The organism is Priestia sp. D3YE.R1 (assembly GCF_049199565.1).
Classification (GTDB): Bacteria; Bacillota; Bacilli; order Bacillales; family Bacillaceae_H; genus Priestia; species Priestia aryabhattai.
This window is the reverse complement of sequence record NZ_JBLTHW010000001.1, coordinates 2106496-2128396: the sequence shown is the minus strand read 5'-3', so window position 1 is coordinate 2128396 and position 21901 is coordinate 2106496. Positions and strand designations below refer to the sequence as shown.

29 protein-coding genes and 4 pseudogenes are annotated in these 21901 nt (G+C 32.7%); all 33 read right to left on the bottom strand.

All coding sequences use genetic code 11. The features are described 5' to 3' along the window. Window positions 1-49: 49 nt before the first annotated feature. The 33 genes and pseudogenes from imm47 to ACOZIR_RS11150 all read right to left on the bottom strand — a co-directional run bounded on the left by imm47 (window position 50) and on the right by ACOZIR_RS11150 (window position 21884). On the bottom strand, window positions 50-844 hold the full coding sequence (gene imm47, locus ACOZIR_RS11310) for an Imm47 family immunity protein (protein ID WP_415382871.1): 795 nt from the start codon (window positions 842-844) through the stop codon (window positions 50-52). 56 nt (window positions 845-900) lie between these two features. Beyond that, window positions 901-1401, bottom strand: a complete 501-nt coding sequence (locus tag ACOZIR_RS11305; protein WP_340142016.1) for an ankyrin repeat domain-containing protein — start codon at window positions 1399-1401, stop codon at window positions 901-903. A gap of 139 nt (window positions 1402-1540) precedes the next feature. Beyond that, on the bottom strand, window positions 1541-1918 hold the full coding sequence (gene cdiI / locus ACOZIR_RS11300) for a ribonuclease toxin immunity protein CdiI (protein WP_025751646.1): 378 nt from the start codon (window positions 1916-1918) through the stop codon (window positions 1541-1543). 139 nt (window positions 1919-2057) lie between these two features. Further along, window positions 2058-2549: an immunity protein YezG family protein gene (locus ACOZIR_RS11295; protein WP_045291821.1), complete on the bottom strand. Its 492-nt coding sequence runs from the start codon at window positions 2547-2549 to the stop codon at window positions 2058-2060. A 322-nt stretch (window positions 2550-2871) separates the two neighbouring features. Continuing rightward, entirely contained in the window at window positions 2872-3378 is a 507-nt protein-coding gene (locus ACOZIR_RS11290) for an ankyrin repeat domain-containing protein (RefSeq protein ID WP_045291783.1), read from the bottom strand. Between the two features lie 141 nt (window positions 3379-3519). Beyond that, entirely contained in the window at window positions 3520-4362 is an 843-nt protein-coding gene (locus tag ACOZIR_RS11285; protein WP_237758427.1) for an immunity protein YezG family protein, read from the bottom strand. A gap of 59 nt (window positions 4363-4421) precedes the next feature. Continuing rightward, window positions 4422-4623: pseudogene (locus tag ACOZIR_RS11280) on the bottom strand (SMI1/KNR4 family protein); the annotation flags it as partial. A gap of 174 nt (window positions 4624-4797) precedes the next feature. Beyond that, complete coding sequence (locus ACOZIR_RS11275; RefSeq protein WP_045291784.1) at window positions 4798-5367, bottom strand: suppressor of fused domain protein; 570 nt, start codon at window positions 5365-5367, stop codon at window positions 4798-4800. Window positions 5368-5545: 178 nt separating this feature from the next. Next, a complete protein-coding gene (locus ACOZIR_RS11270) occupies window positions 5546-6025 on the bottom strand; it encodes an SMI1/KNR4 family protein (protein ID WP_045291785.1) in 480 nt (159 codons plus the stop codon). A 59-nt stretch (window positions 6026-6084) separates the two neighbouring features. Further along, window positions 6085-6324, bottom strand: a complete 240-nt coding sequence (locus ACOZIR_RS11265) for a hypothetical protein (RefSeq protein WP_237758428.1) — start codon at window positions 6322-6324, stop codon at window positions 6085-6087. 287 nt (window positions 6325-6611) lie between these two features. Beyond that, entirely contained in the window at window positions 6612-7076 is a 465-nt protein-coding gene (locus ACOZIR_RS11260) for a hypothetical protein (RefSeq protein WP_221817381.1), read from the bottom strand. 162 nt (window positions 7077-7238) lie between these two features. Continuing rightward, window positions 7239-7658 carry a DUF600 domain-containing protein gene (locus tag ACOZIR_RS11255; protein WP_421535603.1) on the bottom strand — a complete coding sequence of 140 codons (420 nt, stop codon included), beginning with the start codon at window positions 7656-7658 and terminating at the stop codon, window positions 7239-7241. Window positions 7659-7736: 78 nt separating this feature from the next. Further along, the gene (locus ACOZIR_RS11250; protein ID WP_340142136.1) at window positions 7737-8132 is read right to left on the bottom strand and encodes an SMI1/KNR4 family protein; all 396 of its coding nucleotides are present in this window, start codon (window positions 8130-8132) and stop codon (window positions 7737-7739) included. Window positions 8133-8515: 383 nt separating this feature from the next. Continuing rightward, on the bottom strand, window positions 8516-9058 hold the full coding sequence (locus tag ACOZIR_RS11245; RefSeq protein ID WP_421535602.1) for an Imm6 family immunity protein: 543 nt from the start codon (window positions 9056-9058) through the stop codon (window positions 8516-8518). A 2-nt stretch (window positions 9059-9060) separates the two neighbouring features. Then, window positions 9061-9474, bottom strand: coding sequence for a hypothetical protein (locus tag ACOZIR_RS11240; RefSeq protein WP_071273886.1), 414 nt, complete (start codon window positions 9472-9474; stop codon window positions 9061-9063). A gap of 272 nt (window positions 9475-9746) precedes the next feature. Next, window positions 9747-10256, bottom strand: coding sequence for an Imm6 family immunity protein (locus tag ACOZIR_RS11235; protein WP_421535601.1), 510 nt, complete (start codon window positions 10254-10256; stop codon window positions 9747-9749). Window positions 10257-10434: 178 nt separating this feature from the next. Beyond that, window positions 10435-11133: an SMI1/KNR4 family protein gene (locus ACOZIR_RS11230; RefSeq protein WP_415382671.1), complete on the bottom strand. Its 699-nt coding sequence runs from the start codon at window positions 11131-11133 to the stop codon at window positions 10435-10437. 115 nt (window positions 11134-11248) lie between these two features. Continuing rightward, a pseudogene (locus ACOZIR_RS11225) lies at window positions 11249-11431 on the bottom strand (DUF6985 domain-containing protein); the annotation flags it as partial. A gap of 316 nt (window positions 11432-11747) precedes the next feature. After that, window positions 11748-12293 carry a T6SS immunity protein Tdi1 domain-containing protein gene (locus tag ACOZIR_RS11220; RefSeq protein WP_328121126.1) on the bottom strand — a complete coding sequence of 182 codons (546 nt, stop codon included), beginning with the start codon at window positions 12291-12293 and terminating at the stop codon, window positions 11748-11750. Window positions 12294-12598: 305 nt separating this feature from the next. Then, window positions 12599-12691, bottom strand: coding sequence for a hypothetical protein (locus tag ACOZIR_RS11215; protein ID WP_226555440.1), 93 nt, complete (start codon window positions 12689-12691; stop codon window positions 12599-12601). Window positions 12692-12997: 306 nt separating this feature from the next. After that, window positions 12998-13453, bottom strand: a complete 456-nt coding sequence (locus tag ACOZIR_RS11210) for an immunity protein YezG family protein (protein WP_415382668.1) — start codon at window positions 13451-13453, stop codon at window positions 12998-13000. Window positions 13454-13600: 147 nt separating this feature from the next. Beyond that, the gene (locus ACOZIR_RS11205; protein WP_251465954.1) at window positions 13601-14080 is read right to left on the bottom strand and encodes a DUF6985 domain-containing protein; all 480 of its coding nucleotides are present in this window, start codon (window positions 14078-14080) and stop codon (window positions 13601-13603) included. Window positions 14081-14414: 334 nt separating this feature from the next. Continuing rightward, the gene (locus tag ACOZIR_RS11200; protein ID WP_410904263.1) at window positions 14415-14840 is read right to left on the bottom strand and encodes a DUF600 domain-containing protein; all 426 of its coding nucleotides are present in this window, start codon (window positions 14838-14840) and stop codon (window positions 14415-14417) included. A 286-nt stretch (window positions 14841-15126) separates the two neighbouring features. Further along, the gene (locus tag ACOZIR_RS11195) at window positions 15127-15609 is read right to left on the bottom strand and encodes an antitoxin YezG family protein (protein WP_328121122.1); all 483 of its coding nucleotides are present in this window, start codon (window positions 15607-15609) and stop codon (window positions 15127-15129) included. An 85-nt stretch (window positions 15610-15694) separates the two neighbouring features. Then, window positions 15695-16183, bottom strand: coding sequence for an SMI1/KNR4 family protein (locus ACOZIR_RS11190; protein WP_328121121.1), 489 nt, complete (start codon window positions 16181-16183; stop codon window positions 15695-15697). Beyond that, the gene (locus ACOZIR_RS11185; RefSeq protein WP_421535600.1) at window positions 16176-16349 is read right to left on the bottom strand and encodes an immunity protein YezG family protein; all 174 of its coding nucleotides are present in this window, start codon (window positions 16347-16349) and stop codon (window positions 16176-16178) included. The genes ACOZIR_RS11190 and ACOZIR_RS11185 overlap by 8 nt, the downstream gene beginning before the upstream one ends. A gap of 509 nt (window positions 16350-16858) precedes the next feature. After that, the gene (locus ACOZIR_RS11180) at window positions 16859-17314 is read right to left on the bottom strand and encodes an immunity protein YezG family protein (RefSeq protein WP_328121119.1); all 456 of its coding nucleotides are present in this window, start codon (window positions 17312-17314) and stop codon (window positions 16859-16861) included. A gap of 408 nt (window positions 17315-17722) precedes the next feature. Continuing rightward, window positions 17723-18187 carry an SMI1/KNR4 family protein gene (locus ACOZIR_RS11175; protein ID WP_045291789.1) on the bottom strand — a complete coding sequence of 155 codons (465 nt, stop codon included), beginning with the start codon at window positions 18185-18187 and terminating at the stop codon, window positions 17723-17725. Between the two features lie 183 nt (window positions 18188-18370). Beyond that, window positions 18371-19084, bottom strand: coding sequence for a pentapeptide repeat-containing protein (locus ACOZIR_RS11170; protein WP_045291790.1), 714 nt, complete (start codon window positions 19082-19084; stop codon window positions 18371-18373). Window positions 19085-19103: 19 nt separating this feature from the next. Continuing rightward, window positions 19104-19883, bottom strand: a complete 780-nt coding sequence (locus ACOZIR_RS11165) for a hypothetical protein (protein ID WP_045291791.1) — start codon at window positions 19881-19883, stop codon at window positions 19104-19106. 368 nt (window positions 19884-20251) lie between these two features. Beyond that, window positions 20252-20793 (bottom strand): annotated as a pseudogene (locus ACOZIR_RS11160) (T6SS immunity protein Tdi1 domain-containing protein). Window positions 20794-20806: 13 nt separating this feature from the next. Continuing rightward, window positions 20807-21076, bottom strand: a pseudogene (locus ACOZIR_RS11155) (polymorphic toxin type 15 domain-containing protein); the annotation flags it as partial. A gap of 451 nt (window positions 21077-21527) precedes the next feature. Continuing rightward, the gene (locus ACOZIR_RS11150; RefSeq protein ID WP_045291793.1) at window positions 21528-21884 is read right to left on the bottom strand and encodes an Imm3 family immunity protein; all 357 of its coding nucleotides are present in this window, start codon (window positions 21882-21884) and stop codon (window positions 21528-21530) included. Window positions 21885-21901: the final 17 nt, after the last annotated feature.

Genomic DNA, 21901 nt, shown 5'->3' with positions numbered 1-21901 from the left:
AATTTTGTTGCCAAATATATTGCGTTTGGACAGTACGTAAGGTTGCTTTCTATAGCTTATACCCATAAAAATACTTTTGTCCTTTTTCCCAGTTTTTAATGGAAAGATTATCAATATACTCCATCATTTTTTTATAATAGCTTGCATTCATAATTGTGCGGTAATCTCCAGGCACCTTTTCCCCAGTTAAAATGGATAATAAAGATGGAATCAACTCCATTTTTAATGGTTCTTCGTTATGTACTGCAATCATCGCTCTTTGGACTAATTTTTTTGCTAAGTCTCCGGGAAAAGCTAAATTTTGTTGAAAGTAATAACTTTCTGGATCATTCTCATTGCAATACTCAACATAATAGTCTCCTATTTCCTCGGCAGTCGCCTCTTCTCCAATTTTCGCTTCATAGTCAAGGAAAAAATCAAGCGAATCCCTTATGATAATAGCCGTATCGTCAATTTCGTTCCAGTCTTCAAGTAAACCCAATAAATATGGAACTACTTCAAGAGAAAGTGATGTTATCGCTGCTGATGCAAACGTATCAATTGTTTCTTCAGTACCTTTACTAAGAAATCGCAGGTTGTTTGAATCTCTTAAGTCGTCATGTGTTGCGATAGCGAAAAAGACCCTTATACACAAATTCAAAACCGCTTCATCTTTAGTCCCGTTCATCAATTGAATTAATAGCGGCTTTTGAGTAAAATCCCCTATTTTATATAACTCTATTAAATTAAATAAAATGTCCCTTTCTGTATGTTTTTTCAATAGATGTTCTTTTATTGCAGCTTGAGATAAAGTGGTTTTTTCACCAAACCATATACTATTCATAAGGTTTCTTGAGCCTACCATCATTACACCCGCTTTCGCTAAGTAAATTATCTATGTCCTTTCCCTAAGTAAATTATCTATTTCAACTTTCCCTTTAAATATTCAGCAATTTCTATTTGTCCTCGTTCAATCGCAAATGTGTAAGCATACATTTCTTTCATGTTTTCACCAGAGTATGTAATCGATATATTGATATGATTCTCAACTAACAGTTTAACCATCTCAAAATGACCGTTATATATGGCAGCAAACAGCGGATTTCTATCCGGTTCACTAATATCAAGTTCAATATTATGGTTAATAAGATACTTAGCAATATCTATATGTCCTTTTGCAGCCGCTCTTTCTAAGGCATTGGTAGAAAAAGTTCCTCCTTGTGCATTAACATCTATTCCAGCACGAATAAGGTATTGTACGATTTCTAAATGACCATGAGCTGCCGCTACATGTAGCCATGTGCCAAAAGGTGTGATCCATGTTAACATTTCTGGATTTTTCTCAAATAAGTCTCTTACCTTATTTAAGTGACCACCTTTTATAGCACCTCTAATAGCTTTTGTCATTTGAGTTATTGCCATTTTTCGTTTTCCCTCTACTTTCTACCTTGTAGAATTCTCTCCAAAATATATCGTCTCTTTGCTTGATGTAATGCGCTGTAGTGTGGAGAGCTTGTTCTCTATAGCAAGACTCCATTCGTTGCTTCTTTACATACTCCTACTAGTCTTCATTACTATGATTTTGTTTAATTTTATGTAAAAGAGCCATCACTTTTTCTTTATCATGGGCATGATCTTCAATATATACGCGGCAGATTTTGTGCAAGTAAGTTAAAAACGTTTCATAATCGACAATAACACTTTTGTCAGTGTCACCCGTACCGTCTAGAAATTCAATTCCGTTTTCAACATAACCCTCTTCCCAAGGCTCTAAGTCACCTGAAAATGTACAAATGTGGTACTCATTTCCATAACCAGTTTCCTCTGAAAAATAGTGTAAGACTTTTAAAAATTTTTGATCTGATAAAGCGCTATAAAAACTGATCATGGGAGACAACGTACAATCTATATCATGAAATAATTCTACGATCTTCTTCATTCGTATCCCCTTTTTATAATTAATTGAATCAACGTTTACTATTTGACCGTAATCACTACGCAAACGCTGATGTAATTTTTCCAGGGTTAATTTAGTACCTTCATGAGGTGGGAATTTAGCCAAAAATACTGGATTTATGCTAAATTGGATTATTGGGATACTCATTTAAATACTTATTGATTAAAATCTTGCTTTCGCTATCATCTGGTTCTGTTCCTAAATATTTATATTCCCAAATCACTAGCTGGTCATCAAAGCTATAATCCGTGTCAAACCAATTTGTATAATCATAATGCACCTTCAATTTGCCATCGCTATTAACAGATAGTGTAAAAGAGTACCAAAGTTCTTGCTGATTATCTTTAAAAACGTTTCTTAATCTATTACTTAACTCAAATAAAGCTCGATCCTTCATTTTATAAAATTCTTTATCAATATCGTCGTATTCACAAGGAATTTCTAAACTATATTTATAGTTCTTTTCATTCTCAAGGGTATTATAAAAAAAGTAAGTGCCTCCGCCCGTTTCGGATATTTGAGCGTAAAAATAAATCTTTGTCCATTTGGTAGGAATCATTTCATTCACTGTTTCAGAAATTCCCCTATAAATTTGATTTATTTCTGTTTCCATACTCAATATGTTCGACCACCTAACTGTTTTTCCAGTTTATAACGCGTTCCTTACTGTACCATCCATTAATGTTTCTCTATAACTATTATAAACCACTACAATAAACTCATCATTACTCTTATCATAAAACACTAAAGTACTAAATACTTTCTCTCTACTTCCTACATTGCATTCTTTACATTTCAAATACTAACTTTTTACTCCAACATAAAAAAAGAATTCGACTCTTTTCGAATTCTTTTCCTAATTTAACAACTTCTCTCCTCATTTTTTTGCTCTTAAGCAATTTGTACCACCTGCATGAGAGACAATCTAAACCCAATCAATTTTCAGTCATCCTTTGCTTTAAATATTCAGCAATCTCAGTCTGCCCAAACTCTCTTGCATATTCATAGGCATTCATATTTTTGATATTTTCTCCCGTGTATCTAATCGACACATCTATTCCTTTTTGCACTAAATATTTAACTACTTCTTGATGCCCCCCATAAATTGCTCCAAACAGTGGATTTCTCTTCGCTAAGCTCACATCTAGTTCTGCTCCAGATTCTATTAAATACTTTACTATTTCTAAATTACCGGACCCAGCTGCTAAATTTAACGCAGAAGCATCAAATGTCCCGCCTTTCGCATTAACGTCAATTCCTTTTTCAACTAAATATCGGACGATTTGAAGGTTCTCTTTTTTAACCGCTACATGTAACCACGTACCAAATACATTCACGGTATTCAAAGTCTCTATATCATCACCTATTAGTTTTTTCACTGCGTTGATATCGCCAGTTTTAATGGCATTTCTTATCAATTTTTTACTATGGTTTCGGTCCACTATGCAAACTCCTTCATTATCATCTACAAATAACTTATTATATAATCCTTATCTGTGCTATTAAGTAACTGTTTAAGAAAATGAATATCGTCCTTATCCATAAGTTCGTGCCTCCTTTTAAAAACACTCAAATACTATAACTCATTGATTATTGCTGTTAAAATCTTCTTCATATCTTTTCATTTTCATCATTTGTTCTTCATCTTTTTCATCCGCCAATTCTCTACTTAAATATTTGTACTCAAAATACTTAATTCGAGCTGAAGGGCCAAATAGTGAGTCGTTCCAGTTTACATAACTAAAGTGCACCTTTAATTTTGTTTCATCATTTACTATCATCGTAACTGAATACCAAGGTTCTTGTTGATTCTCCATAAATACGTTTTGTAATTGAACCGTTAAATGAAATAATTCATGAAGAGAATGATTGTACGCTTTTTTTTCGACTTGATATGTTCGAGGTATTAAATGTGAATATTGATATTCATTTTCTTCTCCTACAACTTTATAAAAGAAGTATACTCCACCTTCTCCATCTTTCACTTCACCATTAAAGTAAAAGCTGCCCCATTCAACAGGAATCATATCGCTTATCTTTTGAGTAAGTTTACGATAAAGTGTTTGAAGTTCATTTTCAAATGACGTATGATTTCCCTCTGCTTCATTAAGCACTAAGTTATCCATTTCTTCCCTATCTTTTGCAATGCCTTCTGTCATTTTGATTAAATTTTTCACCATATTAAGTGTAATCTCTTCTTCATCTTCATAAACCTTAATACTTGCTCCCATTAAAAGTAACTCTTCAGCAGACGCTACTAAACCTTCCAAGGCTTCTGCATCATAATAATCACATACAATCACAGGGATTCTCATACTGATATTTTGTTTTATGTCGCTTATAGATTTAAGTGTTTTTTGTCTTAATAAAGGAATATATTTATTAACATTTGAGCCATTAAAAACTACTAAACTAATGGTGTGCATATGTACGACTCCTCCTACTCAGTCATCAAAACATTCACGGTCACTTGCTGATGTAATCTTTAGTCATGTAACTTATCAAGAAATTCAGTAAATGTTGGTGCAACATAAAATACATTTTCTCTTTCACGCTCTTCCGTTAAACCCTCTTCCTCGATTAACATTTCTTTTTACCAAGCGTTTTCATCTTCCCCCAAAAACTACAATTGGATTATTTTCATGCCCTTTGTAATCAAAACATATTAAATTCCCCGCGGAGTCAAATCCTGTACATTCTTTAAATGAATTAGTATCAGTTATGTTTGTAATCGATTACGAGATGGATTACAGGTCACCCGTAAAACCATCTGTATCATTTGCTGCTTCGTATTTTGCAGTGACGCCCTTATATAGACAGCTAAGTGTTTTACAATTATAGTTTTCAGTAAGTACCAGCTATCAAATTACAGACTTTCTATTAACATTAAAAGGATCTACATCGCTTTCTTCTAACAACTCTTCAAACTTTTCCGCTCCGTATGTTATAAAAAAGTCATATTCAGCCTGAGAAATAAAGAAACCTAACAAAACTTCACCCATTTGTTGTGTGCTCTCAGTATCTAGCTCATGATATTCTTCGGGAAAAGCAAACGGTTCAGTAAAATAAACGGTATTTTTATCGTATTTTTGATAAAATGACTTTTCAATACTTTCAATACCGCTAACCGCTGTTCCACGCCCTATTTCTATTTCATTACCGAGACAGTAAAATAACACATTAGCTAAGATATATCCTGTACTATTGAATGCTTTATCCACTACCATTGAAATTTCCATATTATCTCTTAAAACTTCTTCATAGTTACTTAATCCTAAGGTATTAAAAACGAAACATTCTTCAAAGACATTTTCATATTTTAAAATTTGTATACTAGGAAGCTCTTCATTATTCCGATAAATTTCTCTGTCTATTGGCTCACCTAGATACTTACTGTAATGATCGTAATAAAGCTCTCCATAGTTAATCATTTTTTGACCTCTCCTCTACATTTCCTATTTTCGTCTCTTGCTCTCAAGCTAGGTGTTCTAGTTGATTACAATTTAAGACGCTTGAAATGATATGTTCTTAGACAAATAAAAGCATTTAATACTCATATAGAATATCAAATGCTTTCTATTCATATGTTATAAACATTTCATTTTTTAGTCATTTAGGTTCATATAAACCATTTAAAAATTCAGTAAAGTTATCTGCCACATTATATGTAACAGGCTCAAACTCACCGGATTCTTCATGAGACCATATACAAACAGATGGATTATTTTTATCTGTTCTAAAATCTAAGCATACAAAGTCACCCGCAAATACACTAGCTATTGGCAATACCTCTGCTCCTAATAAGTCTTCGTTATCAGTTAACCTTTCACCTATTTGTGAAAATACAACATCTATGTCATAAATCCCTTTTGGATGATTCTCGATATCATCTACTATACACAAAAATCTTTCTACAGCATAACCACGGTTGTTACACTCAAATGTCGCGCCCTCAACCTTTACTCCATTATTTTCTTTGATAAAATTTAAAAAAGAATTTGGTAATGTAAGCCTCCATAATTTTTCATGTTTTTTTATTAATTCCGCTAAAGGTAACGGCTTGACTACAGTGTCTCGTTTAATTTTCACTTTTTTCTCCTTTCGCCAAAAATACGCTATCTCAGATTATCCAATTATGAATAGTTTTATTAAAAACTACTTTTTTCATCTAACGACTTCATGACTTTTTTCATATCCTCAGTTCCACGTTCTTCAATTACTTGTTTTAATGAACAACCAAATTTATTGGAATTATTAAAATTCGGTCGTTTTTCTAAGCAATGTACAACTAAATGATTTCCATCCTGTGTCCGTTCTTTTAATACTTCTTGACATAGAGACAATATTGCAGAATTAGCAAATTTTTTATCTTTTAAATTTAAATCCACGCCCATTTCAACCAGTCTATAAGCTACATCAACAGCACCTACATAATTAATTGTTGTCTAGTAAAAATTTTGCTGTATCAAACTTTCTACTAATCAATGATGTCTCAAGTAAGCTTGTACCATTTTTATTCACAAAGTTTACTACTTCTTCCATACATTTATTTTCAATATTCAACTTCTTTAAAAAATCTGCGAGGTAACTTTCATAGTAAAAGTATGATACTTATATATATATCGTAGCAACTACTAAGCTGACACATCTTATGAACTCTAGCTTTACAAAAGAATTAGCGTTCTTCTTTGCACAAATATAAGTATTGGCCAAACTCAGGAAACACATCCCAGTTTTTTTCAAGGGTATTGTTTGTTTCGCGCTCCTCTACTGAACCATTCTTTAAATCTCGCTTTTCCATTGCTATGTAACCATCTTCTCGGAAATTCAAAATCAAACTACTTACTTCTGTATTAGTTTTATCATCATATTCCCAATACATGGCTGTTCTTAAAAAAAGCTTACCTTCACTCATAACTTCGAAATCATAATTTAAATATTTACGAATTAGTTCATCATAAAACCCTACCGAAACCCATTCATTTGTAATATTTATAATATACTTGTGCTTCTCATCTTCCCTTAGTACGACCGTATAGGGTTTATGTTTTTGGTGGTATGTGTATGCAGTATGCTCATCGAGAATGTTCCAAGGCTTCTTTTTGATATCTGACCATTCGTCACAATAATACATTTCCATAGTCACTTGTACACCTTCCCATAATATTTCTACTAACAGTGCTGTTTTTATTACTAATCAAGAATTGGTTTAAAGATGATTTGTCAGTGCCAACCAAACTGAATTCTGTTAAGCACACATATCAATACAAAATTAAAACTTATTATTTTCCACTTCTTCAAATCACTCATCAGCAATATCACTAGCCGTTTTAATATCATCATTTGTGTGTACAAAATCATACTTATATTCTGCTTTAAAGCGGCCGCTCCTTGCATGATAGATCAGCTTCATCTCTGTCGGCATATCTCTTTCATACGCTCCACATAGTTCTTCAATTTTTTCAACATCATCATTGATAATGTTCAATACCATGGACTGTCGCTTTATAGATACATCATATTTTCTATTTTCCCACGCATCATTCACTCTACGACGCTCTACGTATTTATCATTAATTAAATAAAAGAAGCTGCTTGATATCATATCTTCTTCACACGAAGCATACACATACACTTTATCAGCGCTATCTTCAACATATTCCATACAAATGGGTATCATATCTCCTTGCAATTCACTAAATTGATCTTCAAATTCTTTCATACTATATCGCACTCCTTTTATCAATTTCTTTCATACCATCCGCTTTGTTTTTTAAACAATAATACTGCCAACAAGCATCTATTCTGTTAACATATTTAGAAATTCTTCAAAGCTATTACTGATAATAGACGTCACAGGATTTAAATCTGTAGACTCTTCATGCTTCCGAACGCATACAATAGGCTCTTTAACATTGTTGCGATAGTCTAAGCACACAAAGTCACCTGCAAACAAAACAGCTATTGGTAGCAGTTCCGTACCTACTAAATTTTTATCAAAAACACTTCTTTCGTCTAATTGTGTTCTAACCACTCCTATATCGTAATACTCATCATCTCTCTCCCCAGTTATGTTTAAAATACATAAAAACCTATCAATCATATACATATAGTTACTGCACTTAAAACGATTCTTTATAGGAGCGCCACTATTATATTTTTTTACAAATTCTTTATACGTTTCTGGTAAATTTATTCTCTATTTACCTTCCTTTTCAGAAAGCACAGTATCGTCCGGCAAGGGATAAAAGATTGATCCATCCTTACATTCCATTTGTATACCTCCTTAACATTATGATGAAGTGTAATATTATGAATATTAAAAGGCGATATATCCATTTGGCTTCTGATCATCGTCCTTCTCATAAAATTCAAATATTAACTTGATATTCCTTGATGATACTACCTTCATGAATCATGAACTTTAATAAAGCATCATTCAAGTATACAAAATGTAAATATCTCAAAAAAACAAAAGCAGCTGTCATATAAAAGTCTCATCTGCTTATCATTGAAGTTGAAATCTGCTTTTAAAAGTATAGCTAAATCATTACACATTTTTAGAAGTTTCTTAGTTATCTATTTCTCAATAGACTCATCAATAAAAGTCTTTATTGAAATTAAATCTACCCTTTTATCAGCATTCTTTGGATAGTTTTCTTCAAGAAAGTGTAATAGCTTATCTGAGATACTATTATTCTCATATACCTTTTCAAAATTTGTTATGAAGCTTTCAACAGTCTGATAATCAACACTTTCAATAGTCTGGGGAAGATACTTTTCTTTTTCATATTGATACGCCTCCCAGATTGTATATGCCAGAGCATTTCCAATACATATCCATACTTTTTCATTATCTTTATCATCGGCCAGTTGCATATAAGTCATGATATCTGTTTCATCTATGTTTTCTAAATATACATACAGGCTATCTGCGTCAAAATCCTTTAATTTTAGCCATTCCCAAGCTTTTTCTAATGACTCAACCGCTACTTCAAATCCTTTAGATTCAGAAATCTTGTTGATAATTAAATTAGATAGCGACAATAGATATACGACTTTAGCATCCTTGCTCAAATTATTAAATCGATTTATTCGATTGGGTGATCCTCCTTCATACATGGTTACCTTTTGAGTAATTTTATGTATTTCGTATCTTTCCCTTCAAATAATCTTCCTTCTGATTTTCGATTAGCAATATCAAAAAATTCTTTGGCAAGTAAAAGGGATCCCAATTCATAATAAATAACGCCTGAAATAAACTCTTTCTCACCATCATCAAATCGTTTAAAGCCTGATGAGTATAGATGAGTTAGCCAATATTGGGCACTTTCATAGTCATTCATTATGATAAAGGTATCAATGATATCTTTTACCACCTCATAAGTATCATTATATAACCCTTTTGGAAGCGGAATTTCTTCCCACCCTTTGATTAATACATCAACAGATTGTTGATAATTTTTCTGTTCAAATAACTGATCACTTTTCACTCTATATTCTCCAACTCTTTGTTGGATATTTAATTCCATTTCCATTTACATTCTCCTTAATAAAATGGGATGACTTGTTAAGACTAAAGATACATTGTTATTTAATAGTTTTGCACTTATAAAATTTGACCAGATCTATTGATCCCTATCCTAAAACGTAAAAAACACCTTTTTCTTTCCTTTAACAATTACGTACTGTTAAAAATAATGCATTTAACTGCTTTTTGAGGTTTGCTGACTGTTAGTTCTCACTATTTGCTGTAGTGGTCTACACTTACTCATTCGTTCTCTTTATTTAATGGGTTCCATACACTGAGTTAAAATAATTTCATAAAATCTTCTCTTTTTATTGAGGTTTCATTGCTTGTACACTCATAATCATAAAAAACTAATTCCATTCTTTCAATTTCCTCTACTATGATAAAACCGGTCTCAACTGCGCTATTCAAAAAGACAGTGCTACTATCTGCACCGATACCTTCCAGTGCTTGCGGTACATATTTTACTTTTTCGTTTTTATAAGCTTCCCAAGATGTATAAGCGGCGGCATCCACTAGTAGTGACCATAGCCTAGCCATATTCAAGTCTTCTTCTTCCTCAGCAAATTCTGAGATCCCTGTATAGTCTGCATTGTCAATAAGCTCATAGAGTTCATCTCCAGTTACAGTATGAGATTCACCCCATAACCAACATTTGTCTAACGCTTCTCTACCTGCTGGATATCTTTCATCACCTTTACTTATTACAGAAAATACTCTTTCAGCAACAATTAAAACAACCCCAACTTTTCGTTCACTTTGCAAATTAAGAATGAATTTATTTTTCACAAAATCCTCTTTATGTTTATTTAATAATCTTTCCATTTTTTTAACGTACACGTAATTCATTTTTGAACTTTTCTATGATTGTACTGATTGTCCATAAAAGAAAGCACCTGCTTCCTTTTATGGACAATCAAGTGCTATATGCTATATAAACTTACTTAGTCTATTTACACATTATTTTTTAATTATCTTGTAACCCTATTAAAATCCATTCATCTACAATATCCCAGAAATCAACACTATATTCAGGCTGGTCATTGGTGAACCACAGTGTTGCTCTATTATCCGTACAATTGTTCAAATCTACCGCAACGTATCCACCCATACCATTCTCAAAAAATCCATAAGTGGTATCAAGATTGATTTCTAATGGATGCTCTAAATCATCAAGAATCCCCCATTCATCTTCTTTAAAATAAGTTACTCTCTCTAACGGTACTAGACCCATTGCTCGACTTGGCATATAATAAAAGCCATTATGTAACTTTCCGTAAAATTTAACAATAGATTGGGGAACACTTGACCAGGCTTGTTGCATGTCTAAATTGTAAATTGATTTGTTTGGTATTCCCCCTTCATAATAAAGAATTTCGTCATTTTCACTCTTCACGCTATATAGACTGGCGTACTGTCCATTATCTATAATGAGTTCAACATCTACTAAATTCTCTTTTAAATATGAAATCGTGTGACTTAATTCTTTTTCACATACCCGATTCCATAAAGCAATTAGTTTATCTTTCCTCTCAGTCTTGTCAGTTTCTATAAATACTTCCACCCATTCTTTCGGGATGTTCTCTTTCTTAATATTTAGTAAGTCTTCATTAGATACAAACTCCATACTTTTTCTGTATTGTTGCAGAAAAGACAACTTATCCACTTAGAATCACTCCTATTTATCCGCTTAAATTCATTTATTAAACTATCTTTATTTTCTACCGTGTTTTCTCTTGTAAATATGGTTATAGATTGTTGTCGGATAAAAAACAGTTTATTTAGATGGTCACATCATGCCACCCTACGTCGTTCACCTGTTCATCTAATAAACGAAGTCCCAATCCATTTTCTATATCCCATGTACAATCAAATGTTAGTCCAATATCACGTTCATCATAAATATCCTTATACGAAACAATAATACCCACTAGGCTAATTATTTCAAGTATTTGGTCAGTGTTTTCAGTTTCTAGGTAATGCCTATTTTAACTAACATCACAACCTAACTCATGCCATGTTTTTTTATATACGTCTTTGTACTTGTCATACATGGAACTTCCCCCCACTTACTCGCTGAGCTAAGCTCGTTCCGCTCCTTCAGGTAGGGGTCTTCTAGACTAAAATGATAAAATGTCATCTCACCTAGACTCGTAATTCTTTTTCTACTCATTTCACTCGTACTTTGTTTTTTTATTTATATATTCGTTATTGTGTTTCCTATACGATCTGCTTGTAAAATATAAAATAAGTAGTAAGTCTACTTCATTAGAACGAACCTTATACCTCTACTGGCCCCATAAAACCAGTAATAATAAGAATATGTTCCTTCAATTTGACCTTTTTTAAGTTCTCTACTTTTTCTGCTCCACCTAACCCTAATAGAGGTGTATAACCAAAACACTCATCATACTCTAACTCATTGTATTGTTTAAGCGCTTCGGGATAAGGCTGCCAAGATAAATCTTCATCCCTGAATTCTACATCAGCAATATTTTGAAAGAAGAATTCAAATGTAAACATAATAATCTTTACTATGCCATACCTGTAATTAAGTAATCCAACATATCCATCCGCCCAAATAATCAAGTCTCCCATACTCGTAGCAAACAATACGATTGAATCCTTAAATCTTGGACAACTCTCCTCCAAGATTTCTATAAATTCCTCTGGATTTACGCTTTTAAAATACCCTTGCATAAATGTACCAAATCCATAATTACTCCAAAAATTTATCACTTCATTTGGTACTAATTCTTTATACTTTTCAATGATTTCACTCGGAACTTTACTATGCAACTTAAAATCTTTTAAATATTGCTCCATTCAAACTCCTCCCCTAAAGTGTTAACTTTACATTCAAATACGTATTTTTAAATTGTTCTGGTGTCATGTTTTTCGCTACTTCCTCTATTTGTTTATCAATACTCTTGATTCTAGACCTCCATTAACTACATATAGAGAAATTAATCCTCTTATCTCCTATTATTTCAGCTTTTCCACCTGCTATCTAGTCAGGAGTCAGGGTGCTTGAGTAACTAACCATGCCTGAGCTTTTTTCTTTGCTTGTGATAACGGTAATCCCTCACTTTGAAGTTCATTTACCTTTTGTACATAAGCTTTTTGTCTAGCTATTTTTGAACTGCATTTCCTTCTTTCGCTCTACCTTTATCAATAAATTGCTCTCGATTTTTCTGATATTCATATATGGTTAATTCATTCATCCCTTTTTCTTGATCTTTTAACTGTCTTGTAAATTCTTATGAATCGAATTTAGTTTTGTAGGTAAATTTCACTTTAATTTCTTTTGTTCTAGGTATATCATCTAAATGCTTGGCTTTATCCGTATCCTTATTTAAAACCAAAAGCGATAATTGGGTTACCAATTATCGCTTACTAAGTCAAACCATTTGATGTACTATAAAGTAACAATTATTTTATTATCTATGATAGTTCTAAAATTGGTGTAATTTCTCATCATGTTATTACCATATGCACTAACTGCTTCATTACCACACACCAATACTAAATTAAAGCTTGTTATTTTTCACTTCTTCAAACCACTCATCAGCAACATGATCAGCTGTTTTACTATCATCGTTAGTATATACTAAATCATACTTGTATCCAGCTTTAAAATTGCCACTCTTAACATCATAGATTAACTTCATCTCCGTTGGCATATCTCTTTCATATTCTTTGCATAATTCTTCAATCTTTTCGATATCTTCACATATTATTCGCAACACCATAAGCATTCTTTTTTGAGACACATCATATCTTTCGTCTCCATTCTCCAATGCATCATTCACTTTATGACATTCTACATACTTATTATTGATACAATAAAAGAAACTGCCTGAAACAATTCCTCCTTCAAGTGAAGCATAAACATATACTTTATCAGCTCTATCTTCAACGTACTCCATACATATAGATATCATATCAGCTTGTAACTCACTAAACTTATCTTCAAATTCTTTCATACTACCTTTACTCCTTTAGCCGCTCCAAATTTAAGTTCAACGTCAATGCTTTTTCATTTAGTTGGACACCATTATCTCTGAACATATGTATCAAGTCCGAGTTATTCTCTTTACTCTACAGTATGCTTTACCAGGTAGCCCTCAAAATTATAAAACGATATCTTGAAAACCAACCTCGACTATTTCTTCATCTTCAAATTTTACCGCAAGACCATGCTCAGGTTCCCACGTGCATTCAAGTAACAAACCAACTTGTCTTACATCTTCATCAAAGACCATAGGAAATATCAGTTGCTTAGGTTCAACAATATTAGCTATCTCGTCCTTTGTGGATATGATAGGAGCCATCTTATCAGCGAATTTCTCATCAAGTCGCTGTCTGTAATCTTCGTAAACTTCTAAATAATAGTTCAATATAGCATCCTCAGCCAAGTTCAAAAGACGTTCTTTATCATTAAAAAATTTATGATAAGCATTGACCTGTGCATCTTCAAATTCTGCATCATCTTCCGCTTCAATATTTAATGTTACAGTCTTTTCATGTCCAAACAAGGTAATGTTCATAGCCCTCTTCCAACCATGGTAGTAGGCTAATTCTCCAAACATTTTATGTTGAATGGTCTTCATTGCTGCCACCCTCTACTTGTTTTTTCACTTTACCTGCCTTAAAAACTCCACTTAGGGTTTCATTGACCCTCTCATTCTTATAAGCAAATGTGGAGTCACCACGTTCTTCATTCTATTTTCCATTATTCACCGGTATTTGTGCAAGTCTTTCTCCATACGTATTGTTAAAGGTTCTAGCTGGGCTCTTCTGCGCAACTTCAAACGTACCCTTAGGAGCCTCCTCAAAATTTACGCCTTCTCTCAGTAGCGAAACTGCCTTTTATAAAAAGAAACCCTTTAACGAGTAACTGACACTCAATCAAGGGTTCTTAATAAGTAAAAAGCTATTTTATTATTAAATATGTTCCCTCTTAACTTGCTCAAACCACCGCCTAGCAACGGAACTTGCAGTTTCGTTAGAATCAATTGTATGCACAAGCTCATACTTATAATCTGCGGTTAATTTATTTGCTTTAACATCGTAAACCAGTTTAATCTCTGTTGGCATTTCACGATTGTATTCTTTGCATAATTTAATCATTTCTTTAATATCTTCATTGATTATTTTAACAACTGCTTTTTGACGGACTACAGAAGTATCATAAGAAAAATCGTCTTTATTCTCTACATTGATCAATGCATCATTAAGTTTATGTCTCTCGACAATTTTACCATTGATATTATAAAAAAAATCATTTAAAATAAGACCTTCTTCATAAGAACAATATATATATATTTTATTTGCTCTATCGAAAACATACTCTAAACATATCGAAACCATATCCGCCTGAAATTCACTAAAGTAATCCTCAAATACTTTCCCCAATATGTTCACTCCTAGTTTAGTATATTTATTCCCTCATATCTTCCGTCTATCTCATATTCAACTATAAATTCTGATGGCCTTTTATTGTTTCCTTTTCTTCTTGAAATAACAAAAACAAAAAGCATTTGTTGCCATTCCATAGACAATCAAGTGCTTTAAGTTTATATGTTTTCGAAGTTTCTATGTTCGTTCAAAGTTTGTAAGTTTCATTACACCGCCGTAACAATATTACCTAACGCACTTAATTCTTCGCATCTTCAAGAGTTTTAAGATACTTTTCTAAGTATTTTTTCCCTGAATTACTTTTAGGCATAATACGAAGATGCTCATATTCCCAAATAATCATTCTCTCATGAGAATTTTTATCCGAAAGGTCATCATAATTAAAATCAATTTTAAACTTTCCTGTATTATCAAAAATCATAGTGAAGTTTGTCCAAGCTTCTTGATTGTTATCAATAAACTCTTTCTTCATTGTCTTAATACAACCTAACAAACAATGCCACTTCTTAAAATATTCTTCTTCTGATACATTAAAAAGTTCAACAATATTATGACTGTAAATAGGCGTAGCATGCTCTTCTGGATAGTAATAAAAATATAACTCTTGCACACCTTCTCTAACCTCACCATAAAGATATATCTTAAACCACTTGGTAGGAATTGTATCAATCACATTCTCTGCTATTTCACTATATAACTTACTTAACTTTTCATCCTTCATCTAATTCCCCTCTCGGTACGTTATCCAAATTCTTTTCAACAACCATACAACTTTCATAAACTAAGTGTTTATTTTCTCTTACTCCTTAGTCATATAACTTATTGAGAAATTCAGTAAATGTTGGTGCAACGTAAAATACATTTTCTCTTGCACGCTCTTCCGCCTGCTCTTCCGTTAAACCCTCTTCTTGGATTAACATTTCTTTTTCCAAAGCATTTTCATGTTCCCAAAAAACCACTATTGGATCATCTTCATAATCTTTATAATCAAAGCATATTAAGTTTCCAGACGGATCAAAGGCAAAAGGGATTAACTTTTTTGGAAGTGTATCCTGATAATCATTAAAGATTTCTAGAATATACTCCTCATCTTCAACGTCATATGTTAATAATGTTCCAAATACCTTTTCTTTTCCTTCAACTTGAAATAATTCAGGACTAACATGGGCACCATTATAATCCATAGCAACCTCTATATAATCTAAGGGAAATTTCACCCCTAATTTTTCTCCAACATTCTCCACTTCATTCTTAGTGACTGGTTCATCCCATGATCTCCAATTTATATTACTCATCTGATAGCATCTCCCATAATTTATTTCCACCTAAATGATTTACTTTATGCGTTTTAGATACCACAAGTTGCATCTTATGAAATTTCTCCCATTTTCCTGGAATCATATTGTTAACTGTTTCTGCTATCTCTTGATACAATTCCTTTACCTGAATTTCCATTTGCATAAAATTTATCCTCCCGCCTGATTTTTAATTGTTACTCTCTCTAATTCTTCACCTTCAATTTGATACTATATTCTAAATTTAATAGGGCGTATTGAATGCCATTTTTAACAGGAAAATATTTTTACCGATACTTTTTTAGAAAAGCTTCCTTCAAAGCATTTGCCCAACCTTTATCTTTCTCCATAATAAACCAAATTCCATTAGAACGATTGTTATCTATTTTACCTGCACTAATGTTGTTCCTCAACATGTCGCGTCTGGTTATGTATTCTTTCAAGCCATTTATGGTAACAATATCGTAGATTCCTTTTTCGGTTTCCATAGATTGAGTTAATTTGTTTCACAATTTCATACTCATATAAAAAATGCAAGCACCATCCGTATTTTTACAGAGATACTTGCACTTTTATAGTCGTTATATACCAAAAAATTTAAAAATAATGTCAAATATGATGATCTATCGTTTCAAGACAAAATGAATTCTACTAAGCTCGCATATCAATACTAAATTAAAGCTTATTATTTTTCACTTCTTCAAACCACTCATCAGCAATATGACTGGCTGTTTTAATATCGTCATGCGTATAAACTAAGTCATACTTGTATTCAGCTTTAAATTTTCCGCTTCTTACATCATAGATTAATTTCATCTCAGTAGGCATATCTCTTTGATGCTCTTGACACAATACTTTAATTTTCCCGATATCCTCATTTAAAATATCTAATACCATAAAATTTCGTGCTGCGGATGCATTATAGCCTTCCTCCCCCTCTTCCAAAGCATCATTCAATTTACGGGGTTCTACGTATTTACCATTAATCAAATAAAAAAAGTCACTTGAGGTAACTCCTCCTTCACGTGAAGCATAAACATATACTTTATCAGCTCTATCTTCAACGTACTCCATACATATAGATATCATATCAGCTTGTAATTCACTAAACTTATCTTCATATTCTTTCATTTTGCTGTTTTCACTCCTTAGATTAACTCTCAAGAATTCCAGTTAACCTTACCTAAAAAATCTTTTCGTTCCTTTAGTCATCATAGAGTGACCCACCTTATTTGTTTAGATACTTGCAATGACTAGCGATTGGGATAAGCTATTTTGGCGCTATTCTATTTTATAAGCCGTAACTTTTATAAATTTTATAAAATAGAAAATAAATACTGCAATGCGCAAATGCGTTTAATAAAAGCACCGATTGCCTAGAAAATTCAATCGGTGCTCCCACTTACTCTTGCAAATTTTTTATTGCCAAATTAATCTCATTAATTCAGCAATAAAAGAATTTATACCTATTTACGAACTTAGGCTTTATAAGTTTCCCAATAAAATTAACAAACAAATAAGTTTAGCAGCCCTCTAGGGTTATTTGTCTTTGAGGCTTTTTATAAAAGCTTCAAAGCTATAAGAAATAAGGCTAAAGTGCGTGTTAGAAGGTTCATATTCTTCTTCGTAGATGTCTTCCATGTCTAAGCTCCAATAATAAACCGCTCCAGAATTTTCTCCTGATAATGACAAGCAAATTTTGTTATCAATTGGATCTTCGCCAATAATTAGAAAATTATCAGGTATTACATGGTTACTATGAAAAGCCAAAAATACATTCTGTACATTTTTATGCACTTCTTTAGTGAATGGAAGTATGGATGTTAAAGATGACGTGATTTTTTTGTCTAAGGTTTGAAACCTTCGTATAGTAGGGTTGCCGCCATTGGTTTTAAGTAAAAACTCTTTATAATCATCGGGCAATTCAATATTCCACTCTTCTTCAAATGATTGAATCTCTTGCAAATTTGCAGGCATACTATTATTTTTAATCTCTATATTCATAAATAAATATTAACCTCCCTCTATAAATTATCTCAGTCCATAACTTTGCAACCCATATCCTCCCTAGAGATTCTTTCTTTTAGTTTCAAGTTCTATAGTGAGAGTGTGACACCCTTTACATGCTGTGACAAATCATACATTAAAACGTAGGTGCCAATTTTACATACAATTTAAAATCAACTTCTATATCATTTTCAACACTTGTTCTTTCACATTTTCGTCAAACTTAGCTCCTTCTACATTTGCTCCTGTCCAAACTACATTGTCGAGTTTAACACCGGTAAAATCCGCTTCTGTGAAATCCCCATTTAAAAGGATTGCTCCGGTAAAATCCGCTTCTGTGAAATTAGCATTTCTAGCATCTACCGCTGATAAATTTACATTTTCCAAATGCGCTTTTTCAAATTTACCATTTGTCAGATTGGCACCGCTGAAATCCGCTCCCGTACAGTCGGCCTGTTCCGCATCAATTCCTGACAAATTTGCATGGCGAAATGTAGCATGGTTTAAAATTGTTCCAACTAATTCTCCATGTGAAAAATCAACTTCGTCAAAACGAGTTTCAAAGCAACTACTTATATTTATCTTTGCATATTTCATATTTGCTTTAGAAAAATCCGCTTCGCCAAACCTACAATCTGCCATGTTAATTTCCTCTAAATTACAACTTCTGAAATCAGCTAACTCAAAATCGCAGTCATGAAACGCTGCTCTCATTAGTGAAGAGGCTCTCAACACAACACGTTTTGCCATAATACGCCTTGCCATTACTTCTGACAGGTCTGAAAAACTAAGGTCTAAATCACTCATATCTACCTGATCCATAACCTCATCATTATATTGAGCTCTATTTACTATTTCCATGACTCTTATTCGGTCATTACTTTTCTCATCCATGATTACAAATTCCTTTCCTTTAATTTTCTAGATACTTCTTCCAAGCAACATTGGGCGAATACGTGACAACCATTCGACTTTCATGAAAACTTGGCACAGCTATTACTTGAGCTGGTTCTAAGTATTTCATTACATGTAACCATCGATCTAGCAATGTATCCCTATCAACTTCTAATGGATTTTGTAGAAGATCCATACAAACCCCACCCCATTCCAATTCTGATACGACAGCGGGACTATTTAGTAGGAATTCCTTATCAAACATTTCTAAAATATGACCACTAAAATATGTTCTAGCTCCTACCCCCAAGGGACCGTTAGGAAGAAACCTGACCGGTATAGGTAGTGAAGACATATTCACCCACATATGTAAGCGTTCATATTCAGTATTCCATGGATAAGATGCTTTCCAAAAAATTTGCGACACTCCATAACGCGGCTTTACAATTTCTGCGATTTGATCAGATAACTCAAAAAAAGCAGACCATAATTTTTTAGGTATTGATTTATGGAACTCAAACTCCAAATATGAACTATGACTCCAGTTAACTTTAAAACTCCCTTTATAGTGCAGCGCTTTATCACGATACAGGTGAACTTCAGATACTCTACGCTCTGAAATCACTTTTTCTAGAATTTCCCGACGATTATATTCTACCTTTACTGTTTCAGAGTTACCCCAATGGGTAGGAGCAAATTTTTCATTTGACTCAAACACATCCAAAAGACGACCTAGTATCTCTTCCTGATTAATAGATACTGTAGGATACATTGCAATCGTAAAATAATTAGGTTTCATTTATATCCTCCTTCCATACTAGATATAATATCAGCCTTCAATTCACTGAATAAATCTTCAAGCTCTTTCATACTACTTTTACTTCTTTAACAATAATAAAATGCTGTAAGGCCATGCTTACCATCAATAATATTTTTAACTATAAATTTCTTTGTTTGCATATTACTCTCAGTATAAATGTTTTTAACGTCAACACCTGTTTTTTTGAAATGTTTTTTCAAAATTCAACCTCATTTCTCTTTAACTTTCTAATATTTTTCACATTCACATTAGGTATCTAAGAAATTTAAAAATGGCTCACAAAAAACACTTGTTGCCTAAAAGGCAGTCAAGTGCTTATAGTTCATTTTGTAATATAGCTTTGAACATTACTGTACTGGTCCCATGAATTCAGTAATAATGAGAATATGTTCCTTCAATTTGACTTTTTTTAGATTCTCTACTTTTTCTGCTCCACCAAGCCCTAATAGAGGGGTGTATCCAAAACATTCGTCATAAGATATTTCGCCCCATATTTCTACTGCTTTTAGATATGGCTTCCACTTTAAATATTCGTCTCGAAATTTTTCCGAATCTAAACTTTTAAAAAGTATAGAAAGTTTGGCATAAGTGTTTTAAGTAACCCGTACCTAAAATTAAGCAACCTTACATAACCATCAGCCCATATGACTAAATCCCCCATACTTGTTGCAAATAATACTAAAGAATCAGTGTATCTTTGGCTACTCTCTTGTAAGATATCAATGTACTCCTCTGGATTGACACTTTTAAAATAACCTGCCATAAATGTTCCAAATCCATAATCCTGCCATAAATCTATTATTTCTTTAGGGACCATATTTTTATACTTTTCAATCAGTTCACTGGGAACTTTATTATGCAACTTAAAATCTTTTAAATATTGTTCCATTCAAACTCCTCCTTTAATGTGTTAACTTTACATTCAAATAAGTATTTTTCAGTTGTTCTAGTGTCATATTTTTTGATATTTCCTCTATTTGTTTATCAACAATTTTAATTCTAGACCTCCATTGACTACCTATAGAGAAATTAACCCTCTTATCTCCTATTATTTCGGGCCATCCTCCCGCAACCTGATCTGGATTATGAAGTGCCGCTTGGGTTTTCAGCCATTTTTCCGCCTCTTCCTCTGCTTCATCAAATGATTTTCCTTTATCCATAAATTCGGTAATCACTACTTAATTTTTTATATCGTTTTTTTCTCTAGTAGTGTCTCACACTGTACAAAACCAATTATAATCTATAAATTTAACACTTAGCACACTTATAAAATTATACGCGTACCAGCATATTTCTGGGTTAAAACGTAAAAAAGCACTCGTTGCCATAAGTGACAATCAAGTGCTTTAAGTTCATCTTTTTTTAAGTAGCATAAATTTGTAAGTTTTGTAGTAACAATATTACACTTTTTACATTTCACAACAAATACTACATTAAAACTTACGAGTTTGTTAGTTTAATATACATTCCATGTGTTTATATTCATCGCCCAGTAAAATGTCATCTCGCCTAAGCTCGTACTTCATTTCCTATTCTATCATTGCACATAATACTCTATGCTGGTACAACCATCATGAAGTACTTACTTTCAAACACTTATTTCTTTTTCTAAAACACTAACCTTTATTCTGCTGAAGGATTATAATCCACCTCTACATTTTTTAGTCCTTCTATTACTTTATTTATTCTTCTCGATAAGTCTTTTATTTCTTCTAATGTTAATTCATCTCCTGCTTCTTGTGGATTAAACATGCTTAATCTCTTTATTATACCTTCAATGCGCCCAATAAAAACTTTCTCATGGCCAATTGCAATTTCTCCAATAGCAGTATCAACAATAACATCTTCTATCTTACCTAAGTTATCAAATTCATCCGCTAGTTTTGCTATAGCATACCTATATCCCCTGTCTTCATCTAACAACTCTTCATATGTCTCCTGAATCGCACCAAATAATTCATTATACTCCCAGTCTTTCATCAGTCTTCCCCTCCAAA